The sequence below is a fragment of the Photobacterium sp. BZF1 genome (assembly GCF_014349205.1).
GTDB lineage: Bacteria > Pseudomonadota > Gammaproteobacteria > Enterobacterales > Vibrionaceae > Photobacterium.
This window is the reverse complement of sequence record NZ_JACSOF010000076.1, coordinates 1-23,959: the sequence shown is the minus strand read 5'-3', so window position 1 is coordinate 23,959 and position 23,959 is coordinate 1. Positions and strand designations below refer to the sequence as shown.

Genomic DNA, 23,959 nt, shown 5'->3' with positions numbered 1-23,959 from the left:
GGTTCGCTGTTTTTTTACCTGGCAACGTTACGGTGTAATGTCTATCCTGTCGGAGACACTGTTTATCTGCTTCGCTTCTTCACGAAACTCTTTATTATCTTGCTGCTCTATACTGACTTTTCTTCTGGCTTGATGTTTTGCCTTTAACCGATTGATCCCTATGGTTAAAATAATAACAAAAGCAAGCAGGTCTAAAAGTGCGCTGGTGAGCCCTGAGGTAAACGATGAGGTGATCAGAATGCTACTTACTATCCCTACCCAAACAATCATTCTCAACCTCTTATCATTGATGATTCTATGGGGTAATTATTAACTAATTGTCTGGGTTCAGAAATTCGCTTTCACTCTATAACATTCAGATTCGTTATATGTCATCAACATTTGGCAGCTTGTAACTCGTCTAACCGTGTTGTCCACCGATTGGAACGAAAGGCTTGCCGCATATGCCAGTTTGTTGAACCGATCACTGAGGCGGGCTTAACCCCATTCTTGAATCGGGCATTCATTTGATCGGTGATAGCCATCAGATCTCTTCGCTTCATTTCTTCCAATGCACTGGTATCAAACATATCGAATTGGAACTGATCATTGTTTGAGTCTGTTAACCCATCCAGAATCACCCCGATTTTCTGGTATGCATAACCGGAGCGATAAATTGATTGCAATTGCTCTAGTGCAACATCAAGAAACTTATAACTATCCTGACTCGGGCACATCAACTCCCGAGCACTACTGATATTATGTTGCGGCAAGTCTTTATATCGGTTGGTACGAAGAAAAACCCCCACAACATTCGCTTGGCTATTCTGTCGCCGCAACTTTTCCCCTGCGCGCTGGCAATGAAAGGCAAGAGCTGATTTCAAATCATTCAAGTCACTGATGTCGGTTCCGAAGCTGCGGCTAGATAAGATTTGCTTTCGCTTCTCATCAATATCTCCAGGGTCGATACAGGAAACTCCCTGCAATTCTAACGCTGTCCGAGCTAGGCCAACATTCCACAATCGGCGCATATCAGCCGGGTTTTGCTCAGAGAGTTGCAATGCTGTATTGATCCCACTCGTTTGAAGACGGGTTGCCGTCTTGGCGCCAACTCCCCATATATCCTGAACCGTACACCTTTCTAACAACCATTGACGTCGCTGTTGAGTATCAATTTGAATGACGCCTCTAACCCTTTGCTCATACTGCTTAGCCGCCTGGTTGCCTAACTTGGCCAATGTCGGACTAGAACCAATACCGACCCTGACAGGCAAACCAAGGTGTGAATAAATGGTGTCACGAATCTCTTTACCATACTGGGTTAAACCATCAAGTTTGAAACCATCCAACCTAACAAAGGCCTCATCAATGGAGTACTGCTCTACATGCGGAGAAAAACGATGCAGCTCTTCAATGAACCGACGGCTCATATCTGCATATAAGGTGTAATTTGAGCTTCTTACCTCTACACCCATTTTTCTAGCTTCACGCTCAACCTTAAACCAAGGCGCACCCCGTTTAATGCCTAATGCTTTGGCTTCTGCTGACAAAGCAACACAACATCCATCATTGTTAGACAGAACCACTAATGGTTTATTAACCAGCTTAGGGTCAAACAGTTGCTCACAGGCACAGTAAAAGCTTTTCGCATCCACTAATGCCCATACCTGATCTCGGTATCCATCAAGTGCTGCCATCGCTTAACCCAACAAGTTATGCACGTTACGAGTGACAACGCCAAAGATCTCAGAATCCTCTGGCATAGGGAAAGGCTTAAATTGCGGGTTTTCAGCAACCAACCACCATGCTTCATCATGGCGCATTAATCGCTTACAGGTAAATTCATCATAAACTCGGGCGATGACAATCCTGCCCGGAACAACAGGCTCTGCCCGGTCCACCACCAACAAGTCACCATCATAAATCCCCGCTCCCATCATTGACTCACCCGATGCCCTAAGGAAAAATGTCGCATTAGGGTTACGAATCATGTAACTCTCTAAATCGAGCTCTTCCTGATGACCATCCGCGGGTGATGGGAAACCACACTTCACACCTTCGATAAAGTAAGGAAATACCTTCATCTCCAACGCTCTTAATTAAACTGTATGTATGTACAGTATAATGATAAATAGCTAGAATAGTCACACCTTAGTTTCAACTTTTGGCATAAGTGAAGTTTGTACAAGCAAGTCAGACACTTTATATACAATTTCAACCACCTAGCATTATTACGCTGAAGGTTGTGACGCTACCGGTGGTAATTGAAGCAACAATTGCTGCCATCTTCGACAAACACACTTTTTTCAACGAGTAATATCAAACATCCACTCATCAATGTTGATAAGATTGTCGCTTATAAAAATAAAATGCAGGGATTTACCAAGGAGTTTTAATGCAAAAAATTTTTGCAATGTTAGCTGTGCTGCTATTGGCTGGCTGTTCAACAACTGAAAATACACATACACACACTGACAGCCAATGCATTGGCCAGATGACCACCGAAGAAGCCTATGGCCACCTGAACCCAGACCGTTTTACTATTCAGGTACTGGCTTTAACCGAAGAGCGACAGGGTGATGTTCGCAACTATATTAACCATATCCAAGGCCAACAACCGATTTGGGTTAACTGGAAGAAGAGCCAAAGTGGGCGCTGGTATGCCGTGATTTACGGAGATTTCGCAACTAAAGATGAAGCGAAAGCAGTCATTGACCGCCTACCTGAAGCCGTTCGCCAGCAAGGCCCCTTCATTAGAAGCTTCGCCGAAGTAAAAAATGACCAGCAAACCGATGTATTCCGTTTGCGTTGATTAAAAAAAGCCGGAACTTTGATTCCGGCTTTTTACTGCTATTCATTTCATCCTAACCATCAGCGACCTTCAAACAACTGACCGACCGTTTTCATTGGAATAAACATCCTCACCCGGCCATTGTGTTCGCACAGCACTTCAAAACCATATTTGGTATAGAAAGATTCCGCTTCTGGGCTCAAACAGTCAACGACAATTGCATAAGCCCTCATATGGGCATTGACTTGCCATAGGTACTTCAAGGCCTTGACTAAGCTAACTTTCCCTAAGCCGTTTCCGTGATATTCATGATGGACAGCCAATTGAGCTAACAAGAATACCGGAATGGGATATTTGGGCAGTTTTTTTGCCATCGCCGCAGGCAAGGTATCGCGACAGATAGAGCTTGGGGCAATGCTGTAGAAAGCGCAGATCGGCCGTTTTTGATTAGGGAGAGGAAGTAAAGCAGGTAAAACCATGGTCCGGCTTATACCTGCCTGCATATGTTTTGCCGCCTGAGTCTGAATGAAGTTGTTGAGTTCCGGTTCCCCGCAATCAAACGATGCCCGATCATGCTGTTTTTTATCTAGCTCGATAAACTCTTTGGACCAACTCACTTATTTAAAGCCCTTCTCTTGCGCAAAATCTACTGCGTCGAGTAACGCTTTATTCGGAGCTTTGGCTTTATCACAAGCATCAACAAACCGGTCAAACACATCACCGTCTACGGTGATACTTTCATGCTGAGCAATCACTTGAGTGGCATCTTCGTCCATAAGACGAACCACATACTCAGTCAAACTCTTTAGCCCCAGCAGCGCTGAGGCTTTTTCGGCTTTGGCTTTAATTTCTTCATCTAAACGCAAGTCAAGTCGCGCTGTTGCCATAATAACCTCCATTAGTACGGAAAGGTTCCGTACATGAAGAGTATATCCTTTGACCGTTAATACAGCAAATCGTACGGAAGGATTCCGTACGATTATCACATACTTGCTATGATGAAATTATTGCGGTGCTGTGGACTTCATCGCTGTGTGAATAGTCCCCTTCAAGTTTTCGTAGTTCACGTAGCAAAATATATAACAGCATCAGACCGGTAGCTGCCAAGCCTGCGGCTAGTCCACCCCAGACGCCTTCTAAACCAAATAGGTTCATCAACACCCATGCAGATGGCAGGCCAATAAGCCAATAACCAATACCCGTTGTTACCGTCGGTGCTTTAACCACTTTCATGCCGCGAAGAATGCTAATCGCAGCCAACTGCCAGGCATCGACCACAAAACAAGCCGCAACCATAATCATCACGCTTGGCAAAGCTGCAACTAGCTCTTCTGCCAACGCATCCCCTTCAACATTGAAAACGAAGGTGAGGAACTCTGGTTTGGCAATCAGGAATGCACCAAATAATGCACTGGTAACGGTTACCAGCAACAAGGCTTGCTTGGCATAACGCTTAACCATAGCCGGCTCTTGCTGGCCGACATGCTGGCTGACCAAGATTGAGACTGCCTGAGACAAACCAAAGGCCACATTCCAAGACAGGTTCAAGCACTGCATCGCTATCTGGTGAATAGCCAGTGATACCGCTCCCAACGTACCGGCCAGCAAAGCAGCCGTTGAGAACAAAGCATGCTCCATTAAGGTTGCGATCATGATCGGCACGCCAATGGCCAATAAAGGGACAAGAATACCCAAGCGGTACTCATGCCAATGGGTAAACGGGTTGTAGGTGCGGTATTTGTTGCAAGAGAATACCCAGTAGCCGTAGCCCAACATAACAATGAACGCTGCCAAAGCTGTGCCGTAGCCAAGACCGGCTAACCCCATCTCTAGCTTGAAAGCCATCAAGTAGCTCAAAGGCACATTCAGAATCACCGTAACGATAGACATCACCATTACCGAGCGGGTATCGCCGAATGCGCTGACCAAACTACGTAGTACCAACAACACTAGAGTTGGCAACATCGCCCATTTAAGTGCATCCAAATATTCAACGGCCAACACAACCGTTTCTGGATCTTGGTTCGCCTTGAGCAACAAACCATCCATCCAAAAGAAAACCGGCAACAAAGTTACCGTCAGAATAACCGACAACAATAGCCCACTTTTTAGAGAGATACTTACCTCGGCATCCCCCTGCTGGGTATTTTTCATTCTTTTGCCATAAGCAATAGCAATTAAGTTAGCCACACAACCTACGGTACTGCCAGCTACAGTAAAGACAATGGAATACACTGCCGCACCAAGACCACCACCCGCTATAGCTAGGATACTCAGCTGAGCCATCATCCAGACATCGGTAAAAACCAACATTTGAGCAACCAGCTGAGAAATTATGAGTGGCACTGCCAGGCTGATTAATTTTTTCATTTTTCACCACGAAACACTAAAGCATTGCGAAACAGACAGGGATCTCAGCGATGACAAAAAGGCGGCCTACTCAAAAGAACACAAATGCGAAAAAGTAAGCTAAAAGTGCGATACAGCCATCAAACTGCTGAGATACTACTAATGTAAATTTTCCCAATTTGTGTTTCAAACGACATTTATAGTACCTTAGCATTCATAAAACTCATGCAAGAGACAACTTGAAAGCTGTTTCCTTCACTCTCGAGGCTAACGATGAAAAAAAGACACAATTTGCTGCCATCTTCTTTGAATGGACTAAGGGTGTTTGAAGCAGCAGCCCGGCATCTTAGTTTCACACTGGCTGCAGAAGAGCTGAACGTCACGCAAAGTGCGGTAAGCCGACAAATCAGGCAGTTAGAAGAGCAACTTGGGTTACCCCTGTTCATTCGCCATCACCGAGCATTGGAGCTTTCATCCCAAGGAAAAGAAATCGCTTTGTTGCTCACCCGCCAATACAGCGAGCTAAACCAAACCATTCGCCAATTGAAAGCCAAAGAAACAGATACTTTACGGGTACAGGTTGCTATGAGCTTTGCTGTGCGGTGGCTGATCCCACGTTTGCATTCCTTTAAGTCACTTAACCCTGACGTCAATATTGTCTTGTCTTCAAGCATGGGGCACAGCAATGAACTGTTGCAGTTGGAAGAAGATGACTGTGATATAGCGATATATAACGTGCCGGAAATCAGCAAAAGCGCCAATATGCCCACTTTTTTCAGAAAAGAGTATCTCGCCCCTGTCTATTCCGAGTTATTGACCAAAACCGACGAGCCAATTTCTGTCGATGAATTGATTGCCAATTACCCGCGCTTGCACCCGACTTCTGACCAATGTGATTGGAGTGAATGGCTCAGCCGAAATGACCGAACAGAGCAAATCAATAAAGATGGATTAACCTTCAATACACTGGATATGGCATTGACATCTTGTTTTGCCGGTCAAGGGGTGACCATCACCGACTTGATGCTGGTTGTCCATGAGCTTCAGCAAGGGTATTTAAAACTGCCTACCGAGGCGACTATTGTTACCAACAGTACCTGGCAGTATTACTATCAAACGGTCACAAAAGGTGACAACGTCACTCGCTTTATTGATTGGATGGTACAGGAAGAGAAAAAAGATTGGGCCGCGCTAACCCATATGGCTGAGTTGCACGGCTGGAAGATCATTGATTAATTCAACTCGATGATATGTTTATATAGAGTCGATAAGTTCTGGCAGTATCTCGAACAAATCGCCGACTAAGCCATAATCAGCTATTTCAAATATGGGGGCATCTGCATCACTATTAATAGCGACAATGACTTTGGCATCTTTCATCCCGGCAAGGTGCTGGATCGCACCAGATATCCCCACTGCAATATACAGCTCTGGAGCCACTATCTTACCGGTTTGACCGACTTGATAATCATTGGAGATAAACCCTGCATCGACGGCTGCCCTTGATGCACCGACAGCACCACCGAGTTTATCGGCGAGCTTTTCAATCAACGCAAAGTTGTCTTTACTCCCGAGCGCCCTACCGCCTGATACCACAACCCGAGCAGCGGTTAAATCAGGCCTTTCACTTTCAGAAGCCTGACGCTCTACAAACTCACTCAATGTATTGGCGATTGAGGCATCGAGTAGCTTTTGTTCAGCCTGAGTATCTGCTATTTGAGCAGCCTCAAACGCCGACCCACGGGTAGTCATTAAGATTTTGCTGTCTTTAGAGCGTACCCGCGCTAATGCATTACCTGCATATATCGGCCTAACAACAGTGTCAGCATTCTCAATCGTAACGACATCAGACAGCATTCCAACATCAAGCAAAGCCGCAACTCGCGGCAGCAAGTTTTTACCGAATGTCGTGGCAGGGGCAATAATATGGCTATGATCCGCTGCGATCTCGGTGATCAGCGTAGCACTATTTTCGGCCAATTGATGCTGGTAGACGGAGTTATCCGCCACCAAGACTTGATTGATACCTTCGACATGTGACACTTCTTCAACTACCGCTGAGCACTGATAACCGATTACTAATACATCTATAGGCAGATTTAATGAAGATGCTGCGCCAACAGCTTTGAGCGTCTCTCCTGAAAGGAGATGATTGTCATGCTCTGCAATTACAAGTACCGTCATCCGATCACCTTTGATGTATTTTTGAGTTTATCAACCAACTCAGAGACGGAGCTCACTTTCACTCCACCAGAACGCTGAGCGGGTGCCATTACCTCAATAATCTCCTGATGGTTTTCGATAGCCACACCCAACTCATCCGGAGTTAGGATATCCAGTGGCTTTTTCTTGGCTTTCATTATATTTGGCAGAGAGGCATATCTCGGTTCATTGAGTCGAAGGTCTGTACTCAAAACCGCAGGTAAAGTGAGCTGTAGAGTTTCCAACCCACCATCAACTTCGCGGGTGACTTTAAGTGCTCGCTGGCCGCCACCTGTTACACCGTCACCTGCAATATCAATATCTGATGCAAAGGTACCTTGGGAGTAACCAAGCAAGGCGGACAGCATTTGAGCGACTTGGTTGTTATCAGTATCAATGGATTGCTTGCCTAAAATAAGTAATTCTGGTTGGTCTCTTTTTGCTATGGCTGCAAGTAGCTTCGCTACCGATAAAGGTTCAGTGACAGCGTCACACTCAATATGAATCGCCCTATCAGCCCCTAGTGCTAGGGCCGTTCTCAACTGCTCTTGGCAAGTTGCATCTCCTGCAGAGATGACGACAACTTCATCAGCATGACCGGCCTCACGAAGACGTATCGCTTCTTCTACGGCGATTTCACAGAAAGGATTCATCGACATTTTGACGTTCGCGGTTTCAACGCCAGAGCCGTCATTTTTTACCCTTACCTTTACGTAAGGATCAATGACTCGTTTTATCGCAACATACACTTTCACAGGCACTTCCTTATCAAACCAAGGCGTTTAAACCTCGTAATTGATTTATTCTTTGAGCCTAGTTGAGTTTACGTTTACGTCAACTGGACTATATTTTAACCAAGCGCAGTTCAGTAAGGGATTGAAGCATGAGTTCAGAGCAACAAAGAGAAAGCATGTCGTTTGATGTTGTGATTGTTGGTGCTGGCCCTGCCGGACTGTCAGCTGCCTGCAGGCTGATGCAACTGGCTAATGAAAGCGAAGCGCCCTTATCAGTGTGTGTAGTCGAAAAAGGTGCTGAAGTTGGCAGTCATATCCTGTCGGGGGCTTTGTTTGAGCATAAAGCTCTTGATGAACTGTTTCCTGACTGGGAACGGATGGAAGCTCCCCTCCACACAGCAGTGTCTGTTGATCAATTTTGCTACCTAACTAACGAATTCAACCACATCACTGTTGCTGAGCCTCTTGTTCCCGAAACACTTCAGAACATTGGCAATTTTGTAATAAGCCTCGGTAACCTCTGCAGGTGGTTGGCAAAGCAAGCTGAAGCACTTGGTGTTGAAATCTTCCCCGGTTTTCCCGCCAATGACATTCTGTATAACAGCCAAGGTATGGTCGCAGGTATTATCACCAAAGACATGGGATCGGATAAGCAAGGGGATCAAAAAGCCACTTTTGAACCCGGTATTGAGCTTCATGCCAAATACACCATTTTTGCTGAAGGCTCGCGCGGTCACTTGGGCAAGCAACTGATTGAGCAGTTTCATCTCGACCACGGTAAACAGCCACAGCATTATGCCCTTGGCCTTAAAGAACTATGGGAAATCCCCCCTGAACACCACAAACCAGGCCATGTTATCCATGGGGTTGGGTGGCCACTTAGCCAAACGGGTACTAATGGCGGCAGCTTTTTGTATCATCTGGAAAATAATCAGGTTGCCGTTGGTCTAATCGTTGATCTTAACTATCACAACCCATATCTAAGTCCGTTTGATGAGTTCCAGCAACTCAAACATCACCCCTTATTCAGCCAGCACTTATCAGGTGGTCAGCGTATTGCCTATGGCGCAAGGGCGATCACCAAAGGCGGGCTTTCATCATTACCAAGACAGCAGTTTCCTGGTGGCGTTTTAGTGGGTTGCGATGCGGGCACATTGAACATGGCCAAAATCAAAGGCAGCCATACCGGCATGAAGTCGGGCATGATAGCGGCTGAAGCTGTCTTTCATGAATTAGAGCAAGGCTTTCATCAAACCACGCCAGGGTATGACAAATTCTTCAATAATTCTTGGCTTTATGAAGAGTTACATGAATCGCGCAATTTTGGCGCAGAGATCCACCGTTTCGGCACCTTAATCGGTGGGGCACTTGCCTCTATTGAGCAAAAATGGTTTAGCAAGTCCTTCAATTGGTCACTCAAAGACGAAACACCCGACCATGAGTGCCTAGAACCCATTAGCGACCACCAGCCCATTGAGTATCCAAAACCTGATGGTCAATTGAGCTTTGATAAACCTTCATCTGTTTTTCTCTCTGGTACCCAGCATGAAGAAAATCAGCCCTGTCATTTGCTCCTAGCTGATAGTTCAATACCTATCAATTTACACTTAGAGCGCTTTGATGAACCAAGCCAAAGGTACTGCCCTGCGGGCGTTTATGAGGTGATAGAAAAAGAAGGGAAAGCGACATTTCAAATCAATGCCGCCAACTGCGTCCATTGTAAAACCTGTGATATTAAAGACCCGTCACAGAATATCACTTGGGTACCACCAGAAGGTGGAGGCGGACCAAACTACCCAAACATGTAATGAACTACAGCGCTCTAATTTACGTTGCAGCGGATCTGGAGCGCTGTCTATAACTAGATAAAGTTATCTAGCCCAGCGAGTTTTTCGCCACAACTCTTGTTGTTCATTAGTCAGGAATGTCCAAGCAACAAATCTCGTCAGCTTCTGGCCCTGCGCCATATCAATGGTTTTGACCTCCACAGCCCCAGCCTTTTTCAGCTGTTTGTATATAGCTGGAAGATTATCTTTTTTCGATACCAAGGTCGTAAACCAGAAGCATTGGGTGGCCTTTTCACTGCTTTGGGTAATCATCCGCTTAATGAAGGCTGCTTCACCGCCTGGGCACCAGAGCTCTGCTTTTTGCCCACCAAAGTTTAACACCGGTTTTTTAGCACCCATGTTGTGGGACAGCACTTCCTGCTTGGAACCTTTGTTGCGAGTATTCTTTAGTCCGGCTTTGTTATGCCCACCTTTCTTTTCCGAATTCGCTTTTAGGTTCTTGACCTTACGCGCACTACCTGCCATTGCTTCTTCTAACGAGGTATGGAATGGCGGGTTACATAACGTGAAATCAAACAGATCATTATCGTTGATCATACCTGTGAAAATATAATCTGGATTTTTCTGCAAGCGGCATTGAATCCCGCCTTTCAAAGAAGGATTCGAATCAACAATGAACTTGGCCGATTTGATAGAGATAGGATCAATATCGGCGGCGACAAGCTGCCAGCCATAGACGCGGTGACCAATAATTGGGTAAACACAATTTGCACCAGTGCCTATATCAAGCCCCTTGATTGTCTTACCTTTTGGAATTTTTCCACCGTTTGAGTCAGCTAATAAATCAGCAATATAATGCAAGTAATCAGCCCTACCCGGGATTGGCGGACAAAGGAAACCGGCCGGAATATCCCAATAGGATACCGAGTAGAAGTGGCTAAGCAACGCGCGGTTGAGCATTTTCACGGCAGCCGGATCACTGAAGTTAACCGACAAATCACCGTATGGATTCTTCTCAACAAATGGCGACAATTCCGGACAACTGTGGATCAGTTTGTCAAAATCATAACGCGCTCGATGAGGGTTTCGTGGATGTAGCCCCTTGCTCGGCGCTTTTTGCTTATGTTTTTGTGCCATATTGCTTTCTTTAATCAACGGTTACTCGGCATAGAGCCTAAGAAGGAGTGGTATCCTACTTGAAACTGTAGCGGCTTGGAACCGCCGAAAGATAAACTTTGGTTAGAATTCAGGCTAATAAACTGTTGATCATTTCAATGCTGCAGCACTCATTACACACAAAGCCCCCATCACCACTTAGGTGATAAGGGGCATTTAACTCAAAAGCCTACAAGTCTTTAGTTACTTTTCATCTTTGGTCTTCACAGATGCCATCACATCGGTAAATTTCTCGACTAAATCGATCGGCATCGGGAACACAATAGTCGTCGTTCTATCGTTGGAAATCTCTGTAAGGGTCTGCATATAACGCAGCTGTACAGCATTTGGCGACTGATTCAGCACTTCTGCCGCCTCTCGCAACTTAGCTGAAGCCTCAAGCTCACCAGTTGCATGTATCACCTTGGCTCGACGTGAACGCTCGGCCTCTGCTTGACGGGCAAGTGCGCGAACCATACTGTCATCCAAATCGACATGCTTGATTTCTACGTTGGCGACTTTGATCCCCCAGTTATCGGTATGTTGATCCAGGATCCCTTGTAGATCTCGATTCAATTCCTCACGGGCTGATAAAAGTTCATCCAGTTCATGTTGACCCAACACCGAACGCAACGTGGTTTGAGATAACTGGCTGGTGGCTTCAAGGTAGTTTTCTACATTGTTGATTGCCATTTTCGGGTCAACAACCCGGAAGTAAACCACCGCGTTAACTTTGACCGAAACGTTATCTCGAGTGATCAAATCTTGAGTAGGTACATCCAACACGATCGTCCGCAAATCTACACGCACCATTTGCTGGATTATTGGGATAATGATGATCAGGCCAGGCCCTTTTACTTGGTAAAATCGACCAAGTAGAAAGACAACGGCACGCTCGTACTCTCGTAACACTTTGAACATGCTAACAATAAGCACGAATACCAGAACTATAATCGTTGCTAATGAGTATGTGATCATATAATTGATCCTTATAAAAAGGTTATTCCAAGCACATTAGATTTATTTCGTTCGCTGGTTTACTTCCAAACATAGGCCGTTAATCTCAATAACCGTGACCCTGTCACCCTTATTCAGAGGGACATCACAGTTGGCTTGCCAAATTTCACCTTCCACCAACACTCGTCCACTCCCTGGAAAACCACTTACTACAACGGCTTCTTGTCCTAACAAGGCTTCCATACCCGTCGTCACCGGTTTCCGGCGTGCTTTGAGCAACAAACTAAGAATGACAAAAGTAAATACGGCTGAAACGACTGTCAGGCCCACGATTAACGGTATGGCAATTTGATAACCCGGTGTTTCGGTATCCATCAACATCACCGAACCGAGCGCAAATGCGACAATCCCTCCCAAGCCAAGTATTCCAAAGCTTGGGCTGAATGCCTCTGCGACCATCAACGCTATCCCTAGCAGCAACAGTCCCAACCCCGCATAACTCACAGGTAGCATCTGTAGGGAGTACATTGCCAATAATAGGCATATCCCCCCCAATACTCCGGGCAGGCCAACACCTGGGTTATAGAACTCCAATAGCAGGCCATAAATGCCTATTAGCATGAGAATATAGGCCACATTCGGGTTGGTTATCACAGACAACAATTTAAACCGCCAATCTTGCTCCCTCTCTATATAGGCAACATCTGAAAGCTCTATTTTTGCTTCGAGCCCATTGATAACTACAGTTCGCCCATTAGACTGACTGATAAGCCCATCTAAGTCAGAAGCGAGAAAATCAATCACGTTGAGCTCTAGGGCTTGTTCTGCATCAATACTTGCTGCCTCGGTAACAGCAGTTTCTGCCCACTCTTCATTTCGACCATGAAGTTTAGCCAGCCCACGTATATACGCACGCGCATCATTGATGACTTTTTTCTCCATCGCCGTTTTAGCCGTTACTTTATCGTCGTCGGAATCATCACTAGCCGCATCATCACTTTCATCACTGGCGTCTTTAGGCTCTTGCTCTTTCCTAGGAGTAAAAGGGTTCTTGCCACCAGAATCATCATCCTGCCCCCCGGGAGCCGATATAGATACTGGTGTTGCAGCCCCTAAATTAGTCCCTGGCGCCATCGCTGCAACATGGCTGGCGAGAAGAATATATGTACCGGCGCTAGCGGCTCTTGCTCCTGCAGGACCGACCCAGGTTGCAACAGGTAATGGTGATGTGGTTATTGCGCGTATAATGTCACGCATGGAGGTATCCAATCCTCCGGGAGTATCGACTTTGAGTACGATAAAACTTGCTTGTTCCTTGTGCGCTTGTTCGATTTCTCGTGACACATAGTCACTGGTTGCTGGCCCTATCCCGCCGGATATTTCAATCACCCAAACATTTTGTGCCAGTACAGGCTGACTGAAAAACCAGATGCTGAGTGCAGCTAAAACAGCCAACACTTTCATACACCCTCCTCGCCATGACTGACCAAACTTAAGGATTCTTATTGTTCAAGCCAACCATTGCTGTCCATTAAGGTATTAACCAATTTGTTAATAAGCATAGTTCATTGACTTCATTGACTAACCAACTTTGCTGAAGTGATAGCTAAAAATGGAAAGCATTATTGACAGCAGACAGAAAGTCTAAGGCAGCTTGTTAGTTGTCTTGAATGACAGGCTTGTGAAAATTTCATGATGTTTATACTTAACTGAAGAACAATGACAACGTCCTCAGACAAGTGAGATCACCCTATGCGAACAGTGCGTCATTCTATGTTGTGTATATGGCTATTTTTCAGTTCTCTCATATCATTTTCACTCCCCTCTATTGCAGCCAGCAACTCCACGGTTAACGTGGGCACATATCACTGTCCCCCTTTTGTTATCGAGAGTGAATCCCAGCCGCCAGAAGGGTTGAGTATTTATCTTTGGCAGCAGATTGCCCTCGAGCTCGGCGTTGACTACAACTACAGCCACCATGAGCTTGGTGAACTACTAGAGCAAGTCAGTGACAATACACTTAACATAGGCGTGTCTTGTATTTCTATTACACCTGAACGTGAAGAAGTGCTCGATTTCTCCCACTCTTTCTATGAGACCCATCTCGCCATCGCGGTCAAACAGCAGGGCTACCTGTCTTCAATTAAAAATATTTTCACCAATACCAAACTATGGTTTGTACTAGGGATTGCGTTCATTGCTGCAGGCTTTGTCGGTGGTATTTATTACCTACTGGAGCACAGAGTGAATGACAAACTGTATTCTATGCGTTCAAAATTCGCCCAGATGGTTGAAGGGTTTATTCTGGGGCTTCTTTTTATAACAAAAGGCCCTTTCAATTATTATGAATTTAAGACCCTTACCGGGAGAGTGCTGACAGTCCTATTGGCTGTATTCACAACGTTTTTTATTGCAAGTATTACTGCCATTCTTGCCAGTACATTTACCTTAGGCTTGATCAGTAGCGATATCAAAGGCCCTAATGATCTGGCTAATCTATCGGTGGGTGCTAAAGCTAAGTCTACTTCCTCTCTATTCTTAACTAGCCACAGCATTGTTCACCGTAGTTATGAATCAACTAACGACTTACTAGAGGCGTTGAATAATAACGAAGTAGAGGCAATCGTTGCTGATGATGCTGTTTTAAAATACCTCATCAAAAAAGCGAAAGAAGAAGGACGATATAAAGGCCTATCGGTATTACCGTATCAATTCGAAAAACAAAATTACGGTCTGGTCATCGAAAATAACAGCCCTCACAGGGAAAAATTAAACCGCGCATTACTAAAGATCCGTAATAGCCCAGAATGGCGCCAGACCCTCAACAAATACTTTGCCGACAAATAAAAAAAGGGCGCTCATATGAGCGCCAAAAGCCAAGACAACTAAGAGAGTGTAGTTAATTCTGTCTATAGTGGATTATTTCCACTTAAAAAGCCGGCCAAATTTCGATGGATGATATGACCAACAGTGATCAAATATCGTCATCAGTTCTGGATTACCATATTTCGACAAATTAACTGCGTGAAAACGGTTTTTACTTTCTTTAAGCTTCGCAATGCGCTTCATCATTTCATCAGGTTGTGATGGCGCAATAAAATCAGACAACACGATCAAGTCTGCATTTTTATACTTCTCGCTCAACATCAGTTCTATAGACTGATCAAGCACCGGGCCTAAATCTGTTCCGCCATGGAATGAATAAGAGAGAAAGTTTAACACCTCACTCAAACCATCTTGCTTAGTTAGTTCATAGGTAATTTGCTGGGTCGAGAACATAATGACATAGCAATCTCTGTCTTCAGCAAGGGCAATTTGCATCAAACCGTAAGCTAACGCCTTTGCGCATTGCTCTGGAAAGCCATTCATCGATCCTGATGCATCGATACATACAATAAACGGCCCTTTCTCCTGTTCAACTTGCTTGGTTTGGCGTTTATAGGCTTTTACCCGGCGCAATTTACGCTGTGCACCTTGTACCTTGTAGTTAAGCAGACGCTTATCGACTAAGTGCTTATAAAAGACAACTTCCAATTCTGGATAAGCTAAAAACATGGCTTCATTGGGCAGCAATTTTGATAAGTCGTCACTTTCGTGGATACCCACTATATCATCCGTAACGTTATCGCTTTGTTCCTCGACCATTTTCAGGTCTTCAGACCTTACCCGCTCCTTGTTAGGATCATCGACTTCATTTGCCATCCGGCCAAGTTTTTCAGCAATTTCTTTCAAGCCACTATTTTTCTTCAAGAAATGCGCCATGCTTTTAAGCGTGCTGACGTCAGTTTTTGTCAGCTTAGCTTTAGCCATATCCCACAGGCGCCCTGCCTTGGTTGGATCGCCTGCCCCGGTGACCTCTTCCATGTGCTGCATCGTTTCAATACGCTGGTATAAATCAGCAAGCAACTTTTCTTTGTGCTGCTCAAGCTCAATCTGTTGAGCTTCAGTCAGTGCCAACGTCAGATACTTATGCCATTGGCTACAAAAGTAACTTTGAAACATCGGGTTGTGCTTTTGGTGCTCCCGCTCAAGCAGAGTTTTAGCTTTGAAGTAAAAGGCTGAATGACCTTCTAATTGCTTCACCACCTCATCAATGTGATTCAAAAAATCCTCGGATTCCCACTGGCAAGCCTGTTGGTAAAGCTCTATTTCCTGATGAAAGCGCTCTTCAACGCTAACATTGGTCATTCGTTTTTGAACTTGTCCTCGCCATTTCATTATCTGCTTTTTCATCGCAGACTTAATCCCAGGGTTAGATTCTGCCGCAACAATGATCTGTTGCTGCAACATTAATTCTTGTACAGCATTGTCGATGATGCCGGACTCAGATAGCATCAAAGCCAAATTTATACCTTCAGAAACCGGCATAAACTACTCTCCCGCTAAGCAAAATACTCAGTCAGATGACTGATACGGAATACATTTTTATCAACCGTTATTTTCAGGTCATGCACTGAATCCGTTGCTTGCGATAAACTCTGCTCAATCCGCTCGGGCAATTGAGGGTCGATAAAGTTATGTGGTAGTGCGCCATGGAAGCTACTGCGGGACACTTTTAGGTTATGCTCTGCATCTAACACTTTCACTGATGCTCTTTCCGCCATTGCTACCCAATGGGCTTGTTGCTCCTGAGTAATACCATTTTCACCTGCAATACCCACCAATACAGCTCGATTAGCAATATCTTTGATCACCAAACGTTGCTGGGCATCCACTTCAAACTGAAGACGGCATAAGTGGGCATTCTTATTTACAAATCCATAAATATCACATTGGCCGGTTTTGATCTTTTTCTCAAAATCATCACCGTCAACATAAACCCAGCGGCTATCACCATTTTCCTGCTCAGAGACCGATGGGTTTTGTTGCAACATAACAAGTTTAATCATGCGTGAGTTGTGATTCACGGTATAACGTCTCGCGCCACTCAAATCACATTTGAACCACTCTTTGCGCATCATTGATTCGCGGCTTAAATTGACCGCTAATTCACTCGCGACTTCTGCATTCACTTCATCAATGATTGTTTGCGCGTCAGTGGCACTGATCTGCGCAGATTCCTGATTGAATGCTTTTTCAATAGCAAAATCGCTCACAATATCTCGGATCACATTGCGTGACTCTGGGCTGTGCCACATACAGTCTTGCAACAGCAACAAATCAAGAGGATTAATCGCATCACGGCCATTGTAGAATGCACTCGCTTTCAGAAGCCTGACCGATTTTTTCCAGCGACGGTCAGAGATGTAGAGTTCACTTTCATGCTCATCAATATGCTCTACACCTTCAGCACGTTGCTCTATCATGGTTTTAAGTTGATAGATTTTCTCGAAAATATCTTCAGATAGTTTGATATCTTCAATGTGAGTCTGCCAATCATCGTATTCTTCATCAGTGATCGCCAAGCCGGGCTCAAGCTCTTGGATACTAGGTCCCTCGCCCATCAGCATGGCTTTAAAATTTTGTTTTTCCTGAATACGGTTAACAAACACCCTTACCAGCATCCTGTCGTACAAGGCTTCCAAACCGCTATCTTCTTCAGGCAATTCATTGGATGCCGTCACTAGCAGTCGCATTGGCACAGGCAGCACATCTTGACCGTTTTTGAAGGTACGTTCATTGACCACGGTAAGTAAGGTATTAAGAATTGCCGGCCCCGCTTTCCAAATCTCATCAAGGAAAACAACTTGCGCGGTTGGCAGGTAGCCATCAACTAAACGGACATACTTACCGTTGTCTTTTAATTCCTGAATAGAAAGTGGCCCAAATACCTCTTCAGGAGTAGAAAAACGCGTCATTAAATAATCAAAAAACTGGCTATTATCGAAAGCTTGAATTAAACGTTTTGCAATCAAACTTTTCGCAATACCCGGAGGACCAAGCAGAAACACACTCTCACCAGCAAGCGCTGCAAGAAGACATAACTTAATTGTTTCTTCTCGCTCATATACGCCATTAGATAACGCTTTAATTAATTTCTGAATCCTTTCAGAAACTAGCGCTTTATTTGGCTGCGCTCTTCTCGCCATTGTCAGCATATTTCCGACCTCTTAAGTTGTCATATCCCTGTACTTTCGTACTTATTATGAGGATAGACACAAACCATTAAATGTTACAATATTGTAAACTGAAATATTTTGTTACAGTCTTTATATATCAAAGAGTTTAACCCGCAACCAGAGCTCAATCTTTGTTTTCATAAATGGGACAGGCTTAACATAATGAGGCGCAGTTATGAGGCAAAAACATGACAAAGCGCATAGAAATACAATTGGTATATATTTTAACCAGTTTTATCTACAAACTTGATCGCTATTACACAGCAGAATGAGTATTTATTTCTTCAGCCGCCAAATTGAAATTGGTTAATTTTCCATCAACTAGAGTTCCCCTACGATTAGAAATAAAACTGGGGCAATGGTTACGAAGAGTTGAAGCGGTTATCAAGAAAAACGCGATAAACGAGTGACTTACGTATAACACTATCTTTTAGCCAAACTACTAACATGCATATTTTTCACATTAGTGTCATAAAGCCGTAATAAGATGAGCGCCAACCTTTTCTGGTGTTGTTTGGAGAATAAAATGCTTACCAGAACCACTCTTTGCGCCCTACTTGCCAGTCTTGCTGTCTCGGTTCACGCGAACGAGACTGTCACAGTTACCGGTTCAACGTCAGCCAGTCATATCGTTGAGGTGCTGGCAGAAACCTATTCCAGTGAAAACAAAGATACCCATATCGAAGTTCAAGGTATTGGTTCATCAGCTGGTATCACTGCTGTGAAACAAAATGTGTCAGACCTAGGTATGAGCTCTCGTTACTTGAAAGCTGAGGAAATTAACCCAGATATTATCACTGTGACGATTGCCCATGACGGTATTGCGCTTGTCGTCCACAAAGATAACCCGGTAGCCAACTTGACTAAAAAGCAAGTTGAAAAAATCTACCATGGCGATATTACCAACTGGAAGGAAGTCGGTGGCCCTGACTTGAAAATCGCCGTCGTGAGTCGTGAGAATGCTTCAGGATCGCGCTTTTCCTTTGAAGACTTCATGGGGCTAACTCAGCAAATCAAAGGCCAAACCGTTTCAGACATCAACCCTCAGGTACTTGTGGTTAATACTAATGGTACGGTAAAGAGTTTGGTATCACGCAATAAACATGCACTAGGTTATGTCTCACTGGGTTCAGTTGATGATTCGATCAAAGCACTCGATTTTGAAGGCGTATCACCAACACTAGAAAATCTAGAGTCAGGAAAATATCAGATTTCTCGACCTTTCTTGATGCTTTATAAAGAGAAGAAAATCAAAGATAGTGCGAAAGCGTTCGTTGATTATGTCACCTCGACGTCTGGTCAAGGATTGATTGAACAGCGTGGTTACGTATCAGTGCTGAAATAATTTTTCAGCGTGCCAGAGCTTCTAATAAAGCTCTAAGATCGGGCACAGTCCATATAAGCTGTGCCCTTTGTTTTATTGGACTACAGGGTATTTAAAGGTAGAGCCCCACTCCGTCCATGAACCATCATATACCGTCAGCAGCTTTCTTCCTGCCAACTCAGCTGCTAACGCTAAAATACAGGCTGTTACCCCAGAGCCACAGCTAAAAATTAACTGCTGATCAGCATCACTTACCGCATCAAAGCGTTGCTGTAATTGCTCTTTAGGCAGAAAGCATCCCTCTTTAAGTAACTGACCAAATGGCAAACTCTTGGCACTTGGCATATGACCGCTTCTCACACCTTGTCGCGGCTCTGGCTGAGTGCCATAAAATCGAGCTGCCGCTCGTGCATCAAGCACCTGAACATCAGGTTTGTTGAGCACTTGCACTAGTTCTTCGCCATCAATAACCCACTGCGGTTGGAAATCTGACTTGAATTTTCCTTTCTCATACGGCTTCGGCTCGCCACTTTCTATTGTGTTGCCTGCAAGTTCCCAGGCTGGCAAACCGCCATCTAGAACAGCAACTTGCTCGTGCCCCATTGCTCGGAACATCCACCACACTCTTGGCGCAGAAAAGATACCTTGGCTATCGTACACTACAACCGTCGAGTCTGTTGAGATGCCTAGTGCTTCCACTTCTCGAGCAAAATGTTCAGCCTCAGGAAGCATGTGAGGAAAAGAAGCCTCTGGATGAGCAACTTTTTTGTCGAAATCAAAATAACGTGCGCTAGGTATACGCTTTTGTTGCCACTCTTGTTCTCCATTTCTGTCTGAGCCAGGTAGGAACCAAGTCGCATCAAGAACAACCAACTGTGGATCCGACAAGTTTTGTGCTAACCATGAGGCAGAAACAAGTGGCGATGTAATTTTGAGCACTGACATTATTAATCCTTAACTAGTTACTTATTCACAAAGATTTACGCTTATTATTTAAAATCACTAGCGATAAATCTCTTCCTTTCGATATCATGAGTTAAATATTGGGTGAGCGTATATAAAGCGCCTACTGATATACGACGTTTTATACAACAACTAAACAATAACGTTGTTCGCATCCACTTTGTAGAGTCATCCTGCTGTTGTACCAAAGGATTATAAATGAAACAAATTACACCTGTTTTTTTCGCTTGCCTTTCTGCCCTCGCTCCCAATGCTTGGGCATATAACTCAGGCAGCTTTTCCTTTTCCATGGACAATGATGGAATTGTTGGTACCGACCAAAATTACACCAATGGTGTTTTCCTCGAATACAATTCTCCCTACATGTCGGATCTAACAGAATCAGCCCCAACACCAATTCGACAACTCAGTCGCTACTTACCGCTTGAAGAAGGAACAAAGCAAGGCTGGAGCTTAACACTGGGCCAACAAATGTGGACACCAGAAGACATCGAATCTGTTGAACCACCAGAAAATGAACGCCCGTATGCTGGCTTGTTATTTTTGGAAACCAGTGCCTATCAATACACCCCCACTTTTGTCGATAAGTTTAGCCTGATGCTTGGTGTTGTTGGGCCAAATTCATTTGCCGAACAAGGTCAGAAATTCATTCATGACATTGTTGGTTCCGATGAGCCAATGGGCTGGGATTACCAAATTGAAAACTCGCTAGTCTTCAACTTGGGCTATCAAGGCCATCGTCTACTTACCCGTAAGCAGGCTTATTGGCTTGATGATTACGATTTAAGTGGTGTAGGCAGAATAAACGTAGGTAACTATCAAAGTGAATTAGCCGTTGGGGGTGTGGCTCGTTGGGGTAAAGACTTGGCAGGCAACTTTGGCACTACCGGTTTTTCTGCAGGTAATTTCGTTGATATCGGTGTGCTATCCTCCAGCTCATCAGGGTACTTCCTGTTCACAGGTATTGAGGGCCGCTACCGTATCAATGATATAACCATCGAAGGTGACCGTCCGAGTGAAGTCCCTGATACCAAAGTTGAGCACTGGCAAGCAACGGCCGTCATTGGTGGGGTTTATTACCAACCTAAATGGGGGGTTAGCCTAAGCTTTGCAACGAATACTGCTGAATTTAAAGAAGCTAAGCATCGTTCAAACTCCAACGGTTCATTAGAGCTATTCTGGCGACTCTAACCACAGTATCACTTAACACACTCTCATTTAAATCTTTGGGTTACCCTGTCACCGGAAAAGCAAAAAGCACTGTTTTCACAGTGCTTTTTTATTAAAATTACGCGACAGATTGGACTAAAGCAGAGATACCCTGCTCTTCAAATGTCTGCTTTTCAGCCATCGCCGTGATCTCTTCAGGGCTGTAAACCGTCCCGTCATAAACAACAACCATACTGATATCACCCGACTTCAAGAATGTGGTTTCACCAAATTCAGTGTAACGTGTCGCACCAATACTGATAACAGCCTCTGACGGATATTCTGCACCTTCAAGGAAGCCAGCAATGTTTTCTGTCGGGCCAACATCTTGCTGGTTATTCATTCGGTCAACAATCCAATCCAGCAGCTTTTCATGGAAGTAGCTATAACCCACTACTGGACTATCTTCACCATAACGGGAAGTAGTCTCGCCACGTTTGTGGAAGCTCGCGATACGGAAATTATCCAGCTTGCCACCCTCACTAAGGTTATCTACCGTAATCACTTGAGATGAAATCCCTTTGGTATTCGGTCCCCAGTTTTTCTTCTCACTAATCTTCTTCGCATTCGGTTTGCGGATTGAACAGTCATTATAGGCAGCGAAGCCTTGTGGCTTGATCGCAACAACTTTGTTGTCCTGATATTCGATGTCACAAATCAGTGCGACTTCAGGTTCAATTTGCAGATTATCAGCATCATTAGGAGGAATAATTGCATCAGAAGACAATGGATAGGTTGATAAAAAACCAGCTTTATCTGATGGGACATAAAACGGAAAAATGGCTTTTGGCTGTACCGCCTCTTTCACTTCAACCGCTAAAAAATCTTTATCTTCACCAGCTTGTTCTAGGTGACCAGCAAAGTTACCTGCTACCCCAAAACCAATAACGTGCTTGTAAGTCATATACTGCAACTCTTTGTTATTACTCAACATCAGACAGCAGTATATCGTGCTACACCAACAATCACGAACAGTAGATGACAAGGGTTTGCATTAGATCAAAATTCTACTTTTTTCTCTCCAACCAATTGACCAAAGCAATAATTTCACAGACCAATATCACACAAAGCAATTTTTTGATTGGAATAACAAAAGAAAGTAATTAACATACCCGCTATAAAAACAATGTACATTAATGTGCAGGAAGTATGTTGAGTAATGATTCACCGTTAATCATCACTTGATGGTAACTCATTGACTACATTTAAAAAGAAGAATAAATGGATCTTATGAAGAATCAATTCACCCCAGTTGCGCTAGCACTCGCTTTTGCATTCACAGCACCAACTTTTGCCGAAGAACCACAGATCAGCACCAAAGTTCTTAATGGCGAAGAAGCCAATAAGCTATCAGAAGATTTGCTGTTACCTTGGCAAGCCGCTTTCCTCACAGAGCCACAACTAAATGACGGAACCTATATCACCTCAGGCTGTGGTGCTGTCGTCATCAGCGATCTGTGGGCCGTAACCGCTGCGCACTGTATTATACCAGAGATGAGTAACACGCTAATAGTAGGCACAAATGTTATCAAAAACAAAGCTCATAAAGCCGATGATATCGATGCAAAATACAAATTTACTATCACAGAAAAAATCACTCATTTTGGCTACAATGGCTTCTTTGATTTAAACCACGATATCGCTTTGTTGAAAGTGGATCGTTCAATGCTGGAAGTTGCTAAGCCAATCAAAATTGCCACTCAGGCAGAGCAAGAGGCCGCCAATAGCCAATTCGCCAATACTTGGAATGCTAGCGGATACTCCAAAGCCAATTTGATTGCATCTGGCTGGGGGTATATGGAACCTGATTTTGATCAACCGGATGAGTTGATGGTGGTCAAACTAGGCGGTATACCAATGAGTCAATGTGATTATGGGCAATACCCTCTCAGCAGCCAGTCTCACTTTGTCTGTGCAGACAGCAATACGCCTGATATTAAAAAGGATGTGTGTCGCGGCGATTCAGGCGGCCCACTTGTTTGGCAAGACACTTCAAAAATCAATGAGAGTGATTTTGGCCTTCGTGTAATTGGTGTCACAAGCAATGGCCCCTACTGCCACGAAAAAGAGGCAAACAACCCTGATGCTCAGCAAAATGGTCTATACACTGAGCTTGCCACTTATTATGACTGGATTGAATCGAGAACAGGCTTAGACCTCGCTTCACAAGCTACCCCAACCTTCAGCGTTGATCCATTTGAAAAAGTCAGTGATCCACAGACCAAAACAGGAACCAGTTCAGGTGGCTCAGGCGGAGGTAGCCTTCCACTATCTGGCCTAGTCGGCTTGGCTGCCCTTGCTCTGCTTCGCCGCAAATATAAATAATTAGTGAAGTAGCTAGAGCTTCATTGGCAATCGAGTAGGAGGAGGCCTCACGGCCTCCGTCCTCTCACACCACCGTACAAGCGTGGGTCGCATACGGCGGTTCCAAGGTATACTAACTATCGTTA

At 44.5% G+C, this 23,959-nt stretch carries 22 protein-coding genes; 7 read left to right on the top strand and 15 right to left on the bottom strand.

Annotated elements, in window-relative coordinates:
- Nucleotides 1–27: 27 nt before the first annotated feature.
- The 3 genes from BIZ37_RS17270 to BIZ37_RS17260 form a co-directional block, all read right to left on the bottom strand.
- The gene (locus tag BIZ37_RS17270) at nucleotides 28–270 is read right to left on the bottom strand and encodes a hypothetical protein (RefSeq protein WP_187462535.1); all 243 of its coding nucleotides are present in this window, start codon (nucleotides 268–270) and stop codon (nucleotides 28–30) included.
- 104 nt (nucleotides 271–374) lie between these two features.
- Nucleotides 375–1,676, bottom strand: coding sequence for a Y-family DNA polymerase (locus tag BIZ37_RS17265; protein WP_187462534.1), 1,302 nt, complete (start codon nucleotides 1,674–1,676; stop codon nucleotides 375–377).
- A gap of 3 nt (nucleotides 1,677–1,679) precedes the next feature.
- Nucleotides 1,680–2,063, bottom strand: a complete 384-nt coding sequence (locus tag BIZ37_RS17260) for a LexA family transcriptional regulator (protein WP_107296588.1) — start codon at nucleotides 2,061–2,063, stop codon at nucleotides 1,680–1,682.
- A 311-nt stretch (nucleotides 2,064–2,374) separates the two neighbouring features.
- On the opposite strand from BIZ37_RS17260, the gene BIZ37_RS17255 reads away from it, so the two are divergent.
- A complete protein-coding gene (locus tag BIZ37_RS17255) occupies nucleotides 2,375–2,791 on the top strand; it encodes an SPOR domain-containing protein (protein ID WP_107296587.1) in 417 nt (138 codons plus the stop codon).
- A 59-nt stretch (nucleotides 2,792–2,850) separates the two neighbouring features.
- On the opposite strand, the gene BIZ37_RS17250 is transcribed toward BIZ37_RS17255, so the two are convergent.
- The 3 genes from BIZ37_RS17250 to BIZ37_RS17240 form a co-directional block, all read right to left on the bottom strand.
- Nucleotides 2,851–3,387: a GNAT family N-acetyltransferase gene (locus tag BIZ37_RS17250; RefSeq protein ID WP_187462533.1), complete on the bottom strand. Its 537-nt coding sequence runs from the start codon at nucleotides 3,385–3,387 to the stop codon at nucleotides 2,851–2,853.
- On the bottom strand, nucleotides 3,388–3,657 hold the full coding sequence (locus BIZ37_RS17245) for a DUF1778 domain-containing protein (RefSeq protein ID WP_107296585.1): 270 nt from the start codon (nucleotides 3,655–3,657) through the stop codon (nucleotides 3,388–3,390). It lies immediately after the preceding gene.
- A 106-nt stretch (nucleotides 3,658–3,763) separates the two neighbouring features.
- Nucleotides 3,764–5,140 carry an MATE family efflux transporter gene (locus BIZ37_RS17240; protein ID WP_187462532.1) on the bottom strand — a complete coding sequence of 459 codons (1,377 nt, stop codon included), beginning with the start codon at nucleotides 5,138–5,140 and terminating at the stop codon, nucleotides 3,764–3,766.
- Nucleotides 5,141–5,392: 252 nt separating this feature from the next.
- Between BIZ37_RS17240 and BIZ37_RS17235 the strand changes: the two genes are divergently transcribed.
- Nucleotides 5,393–6,355: a LysR family transcriptional regulator gene (locus BIZ37_RS17235; protein WP_187462531.1), complete on the top strand. Its 963-nt coding sequence runs from the start codon at nucleotides 5,393–5,395 to the stop codon at nucleotides 6,353–6,355.
- 18 nt (nucleotides 6,356–6,373) lie between these two features.
- On the opposite strand, the gene BIZ37_RS17230 is transcribed toward BIZ37_RS17235, so the two are convergent.
- Nucleotides 6,374–7,318: an electron transfer flavoprotein subunit alpha/FixB family protein gene (locus tag BIZ37_RS17230; protein ID WP_370577385.1), complete on the bottom strand. Its 945-nt coding sequence runs from the start codon at nucleotides 7,316–7,318 to the stop codon at nucleotides 6,374–6,376.
- Nucleotides 7,300–8,076: an electron transfer flavoprotein subunit beta/FixA family protein gene (locus tag BIZ37_RS17225; RefSeq protein ID WP_187462529.1), complete on the bottom strand. Its 777-nt coding sequence runs from the start codon at nucleotides 8,074–8,076 to the stop codon at nucleotides 7,300–7,302. Before BIZ37_RS17225 ends, BIZ37_RS17230 begins: the two co-directional genes overlap by 19 nt.
- A gap of 155 nt (nucleotides 8,077–8,231) precedes the next feature.
- On the opposite strand from BIZ37_RS17225, the gene BIZ37_RS17220 reads away from it, so the two are divergent.
- A complete protein-coding gene (locus tag BIZ37_RS17220) occupies nucleotides 8,232–9,863 on the top strand; it encodes an electron transfer flavoprotein-ubiquinone oxidoreductase (RefSeq protein WP_187462540.1) in 1,632 nt (543 codons plus the stop codon).
- Between the two features lie 63 nt (nucleotides 9,864–9,926).
- Here BIZ37_RS17220 and rlmF read toward each other — a convergent pair whose 3' ends face one another.
- The 3 genes from rlmF to BIZ37_RS17205 form a co-directional block, all read right to left on the bottom strand.
- On the bottom strand, nucleotides 9,927–10,979 hold the full coding sequence (gene rlmF, locus BIZ37_RS17215; RefSeq protein ID WP_187462539.1) for a 23S rRNA (adenine(1618)-N(6))-methyltransferase RlmF: 1,053 nt from the start codon (nucleotides 10,977–10,979) through the stop codon (nucleotides 9,927–9,929).
- A 222-nt stretch (nucleotides 10,980–11,201) separates the two neighbouring features.
- Nucleotides 11,202–11,975: a slipin family protein gene (locus tag BIZ37_RS17210; RefSeq protein ID WP_107296571.1), complete on the bottom strand. Its 774-nt coding sequence runs from the start codon at nucleotides 11,973–11,975 to the stop codon at nucleotides 11,202–11,204.
- Between the two features lie 42 nt (nucleotides 11,976–12,017).
- Complete coding sequence (locus BIZ37_RS17205) at nucleotides 12,018–13,418, bottom strand: nodulation protein NfeD (RefSeq protein ID WP_187462528.1); 1,401 nt, start codon at nucleotides 13,416–13,418, stop codon at nucleotides 12,018–12,020.
- Nucleotides 13,419–13,706: 288 nt separating this feature from the next.
- Here BIZ37_RS17205 and BIZ37_RS17200 point away from each other — a divergent pair, with 288 nt between their 5' ends.
- Nucleotides 13,707–14,801, top strand: coding sequence for a transporter substrate-binding domain-containing protein (locus BIZ37_RS17200; protein WP_187462527.1), 1,095 nt, complete (start codon nucleotides 13,707–13,709; stop codon nucleotides 14,799–14,801).
- A gap of 72 nt (nucleotides 14,802–14,873) precedes the next feature.
- Here BIZ37_RS17200 and viaA read toward each other — a convergent pair whose 3' ends face one another.
- A complete protein-coding gene (gene viaA, locus BIZ37_RS17195) occupies nucleotides 14,874–16,322 on the bottom strand; it encodes an ATPase RavA stimulator ViaA (protein ID WP_187462526.1) in 1,449 nt (482 codons plus the stop codon).
- 14 nt (nucleotides 16,323–16,336) lie between these two features.
- On the bottom strand, nucleotides 16,337–17,992 hold the full coding sequence (locus BIZ37_RS17190; RefSeq protein ID WP_107296567.1) for an ATPase RavA domain-containing protein: 1,656 nt from the start codon (nucleotides 17,990–17,992) through the stop codon (nucleotides 16,337–16,339).
- Nucleotides 17,993–18,539: 547 nt separating this feature from the next.
- Between BIZ37_RS17190 and BIZ37_RS17185 the strand changes: the two genes are divergently transcribed.
- On the top strand, nucleotides 18,540–19,358 hold the full coding sequence (locus BIZ37_RS17185) for a phosphate ABC transporter substrate-binding protein (protein WP_187462525.1): 819 nt from the start codon (nucleotides 18,540–18,542) through the stop codon (nucleotides 19,356–19,358).
- Between the two features lie 72 nt (nucleotides 19,359–19,430).
- On the opposite strand, the gene BIZ37_RS17180 is transcribed toward BIZ37_RS17185, so the two are convergent.
- Entirely contained in the window at nucleotides 19,431–20,282 is an 852-nt protein-coding gene (locus tag BIZ37_RS17180; RefSeq protein WP_187462524.1) for a sulfurtransferase, read from the bottom strand.
- 216 nt (nucleotides 20,283–20,498) lie between these two features.
- Here BIZ37_RS17180 and BIZ37_RS17175 point away from each other — a divergent pair, with 216 nt between their 5' ends.
- The gene (locus BIZ37_RS17175; protein WP_187462523.1) at nucleotides 20,499–21,491 is read left to right on the top strand and encodes a lipid A deacylase LpxR family protein; all 993 of its coding nucleotides are present in this window, start codon (nucleotides 20,499–20,501) and stop codon (nucleotides 21,489–21,491) included.
- A 97-nt stretch (nucleotides 21,492–21,588) separates the two neighbouring features.
- Here BIZ37_RS17175 and BIZ37_RS17170 read toward each other — a convergent pair whose 3' ends face one another.
- Entirely contained in the window at nucleotides 21,589–22,413 is an 825-nt protein-coding gene (locus BIZ37_RS17170; RefSeq protein ID WP_187462522.1) for a DUF5718 family protein, read from the bottom strand.
- 317 nt (nucleotides 22,414–22,730) lie between these two features.
- Between BIZ37_RS17170 and BIZ37_RS17165 the strand changes: the two genes are divergently transcribed.
- Nucleotides 22,731–23,834 (top strand): trypsin-like serine protease, encoded by a 1,104-nt coding sequence (locus BIZ37_RS17165; protein WP_255526795.1) that lies wholly within the window; start codon nucleotides 22,731–22,733, stop codon nucleotides 23,832–23,834.
- Nucleotides 23,835–23,959 lie beyond the last annotated feature (125 nt).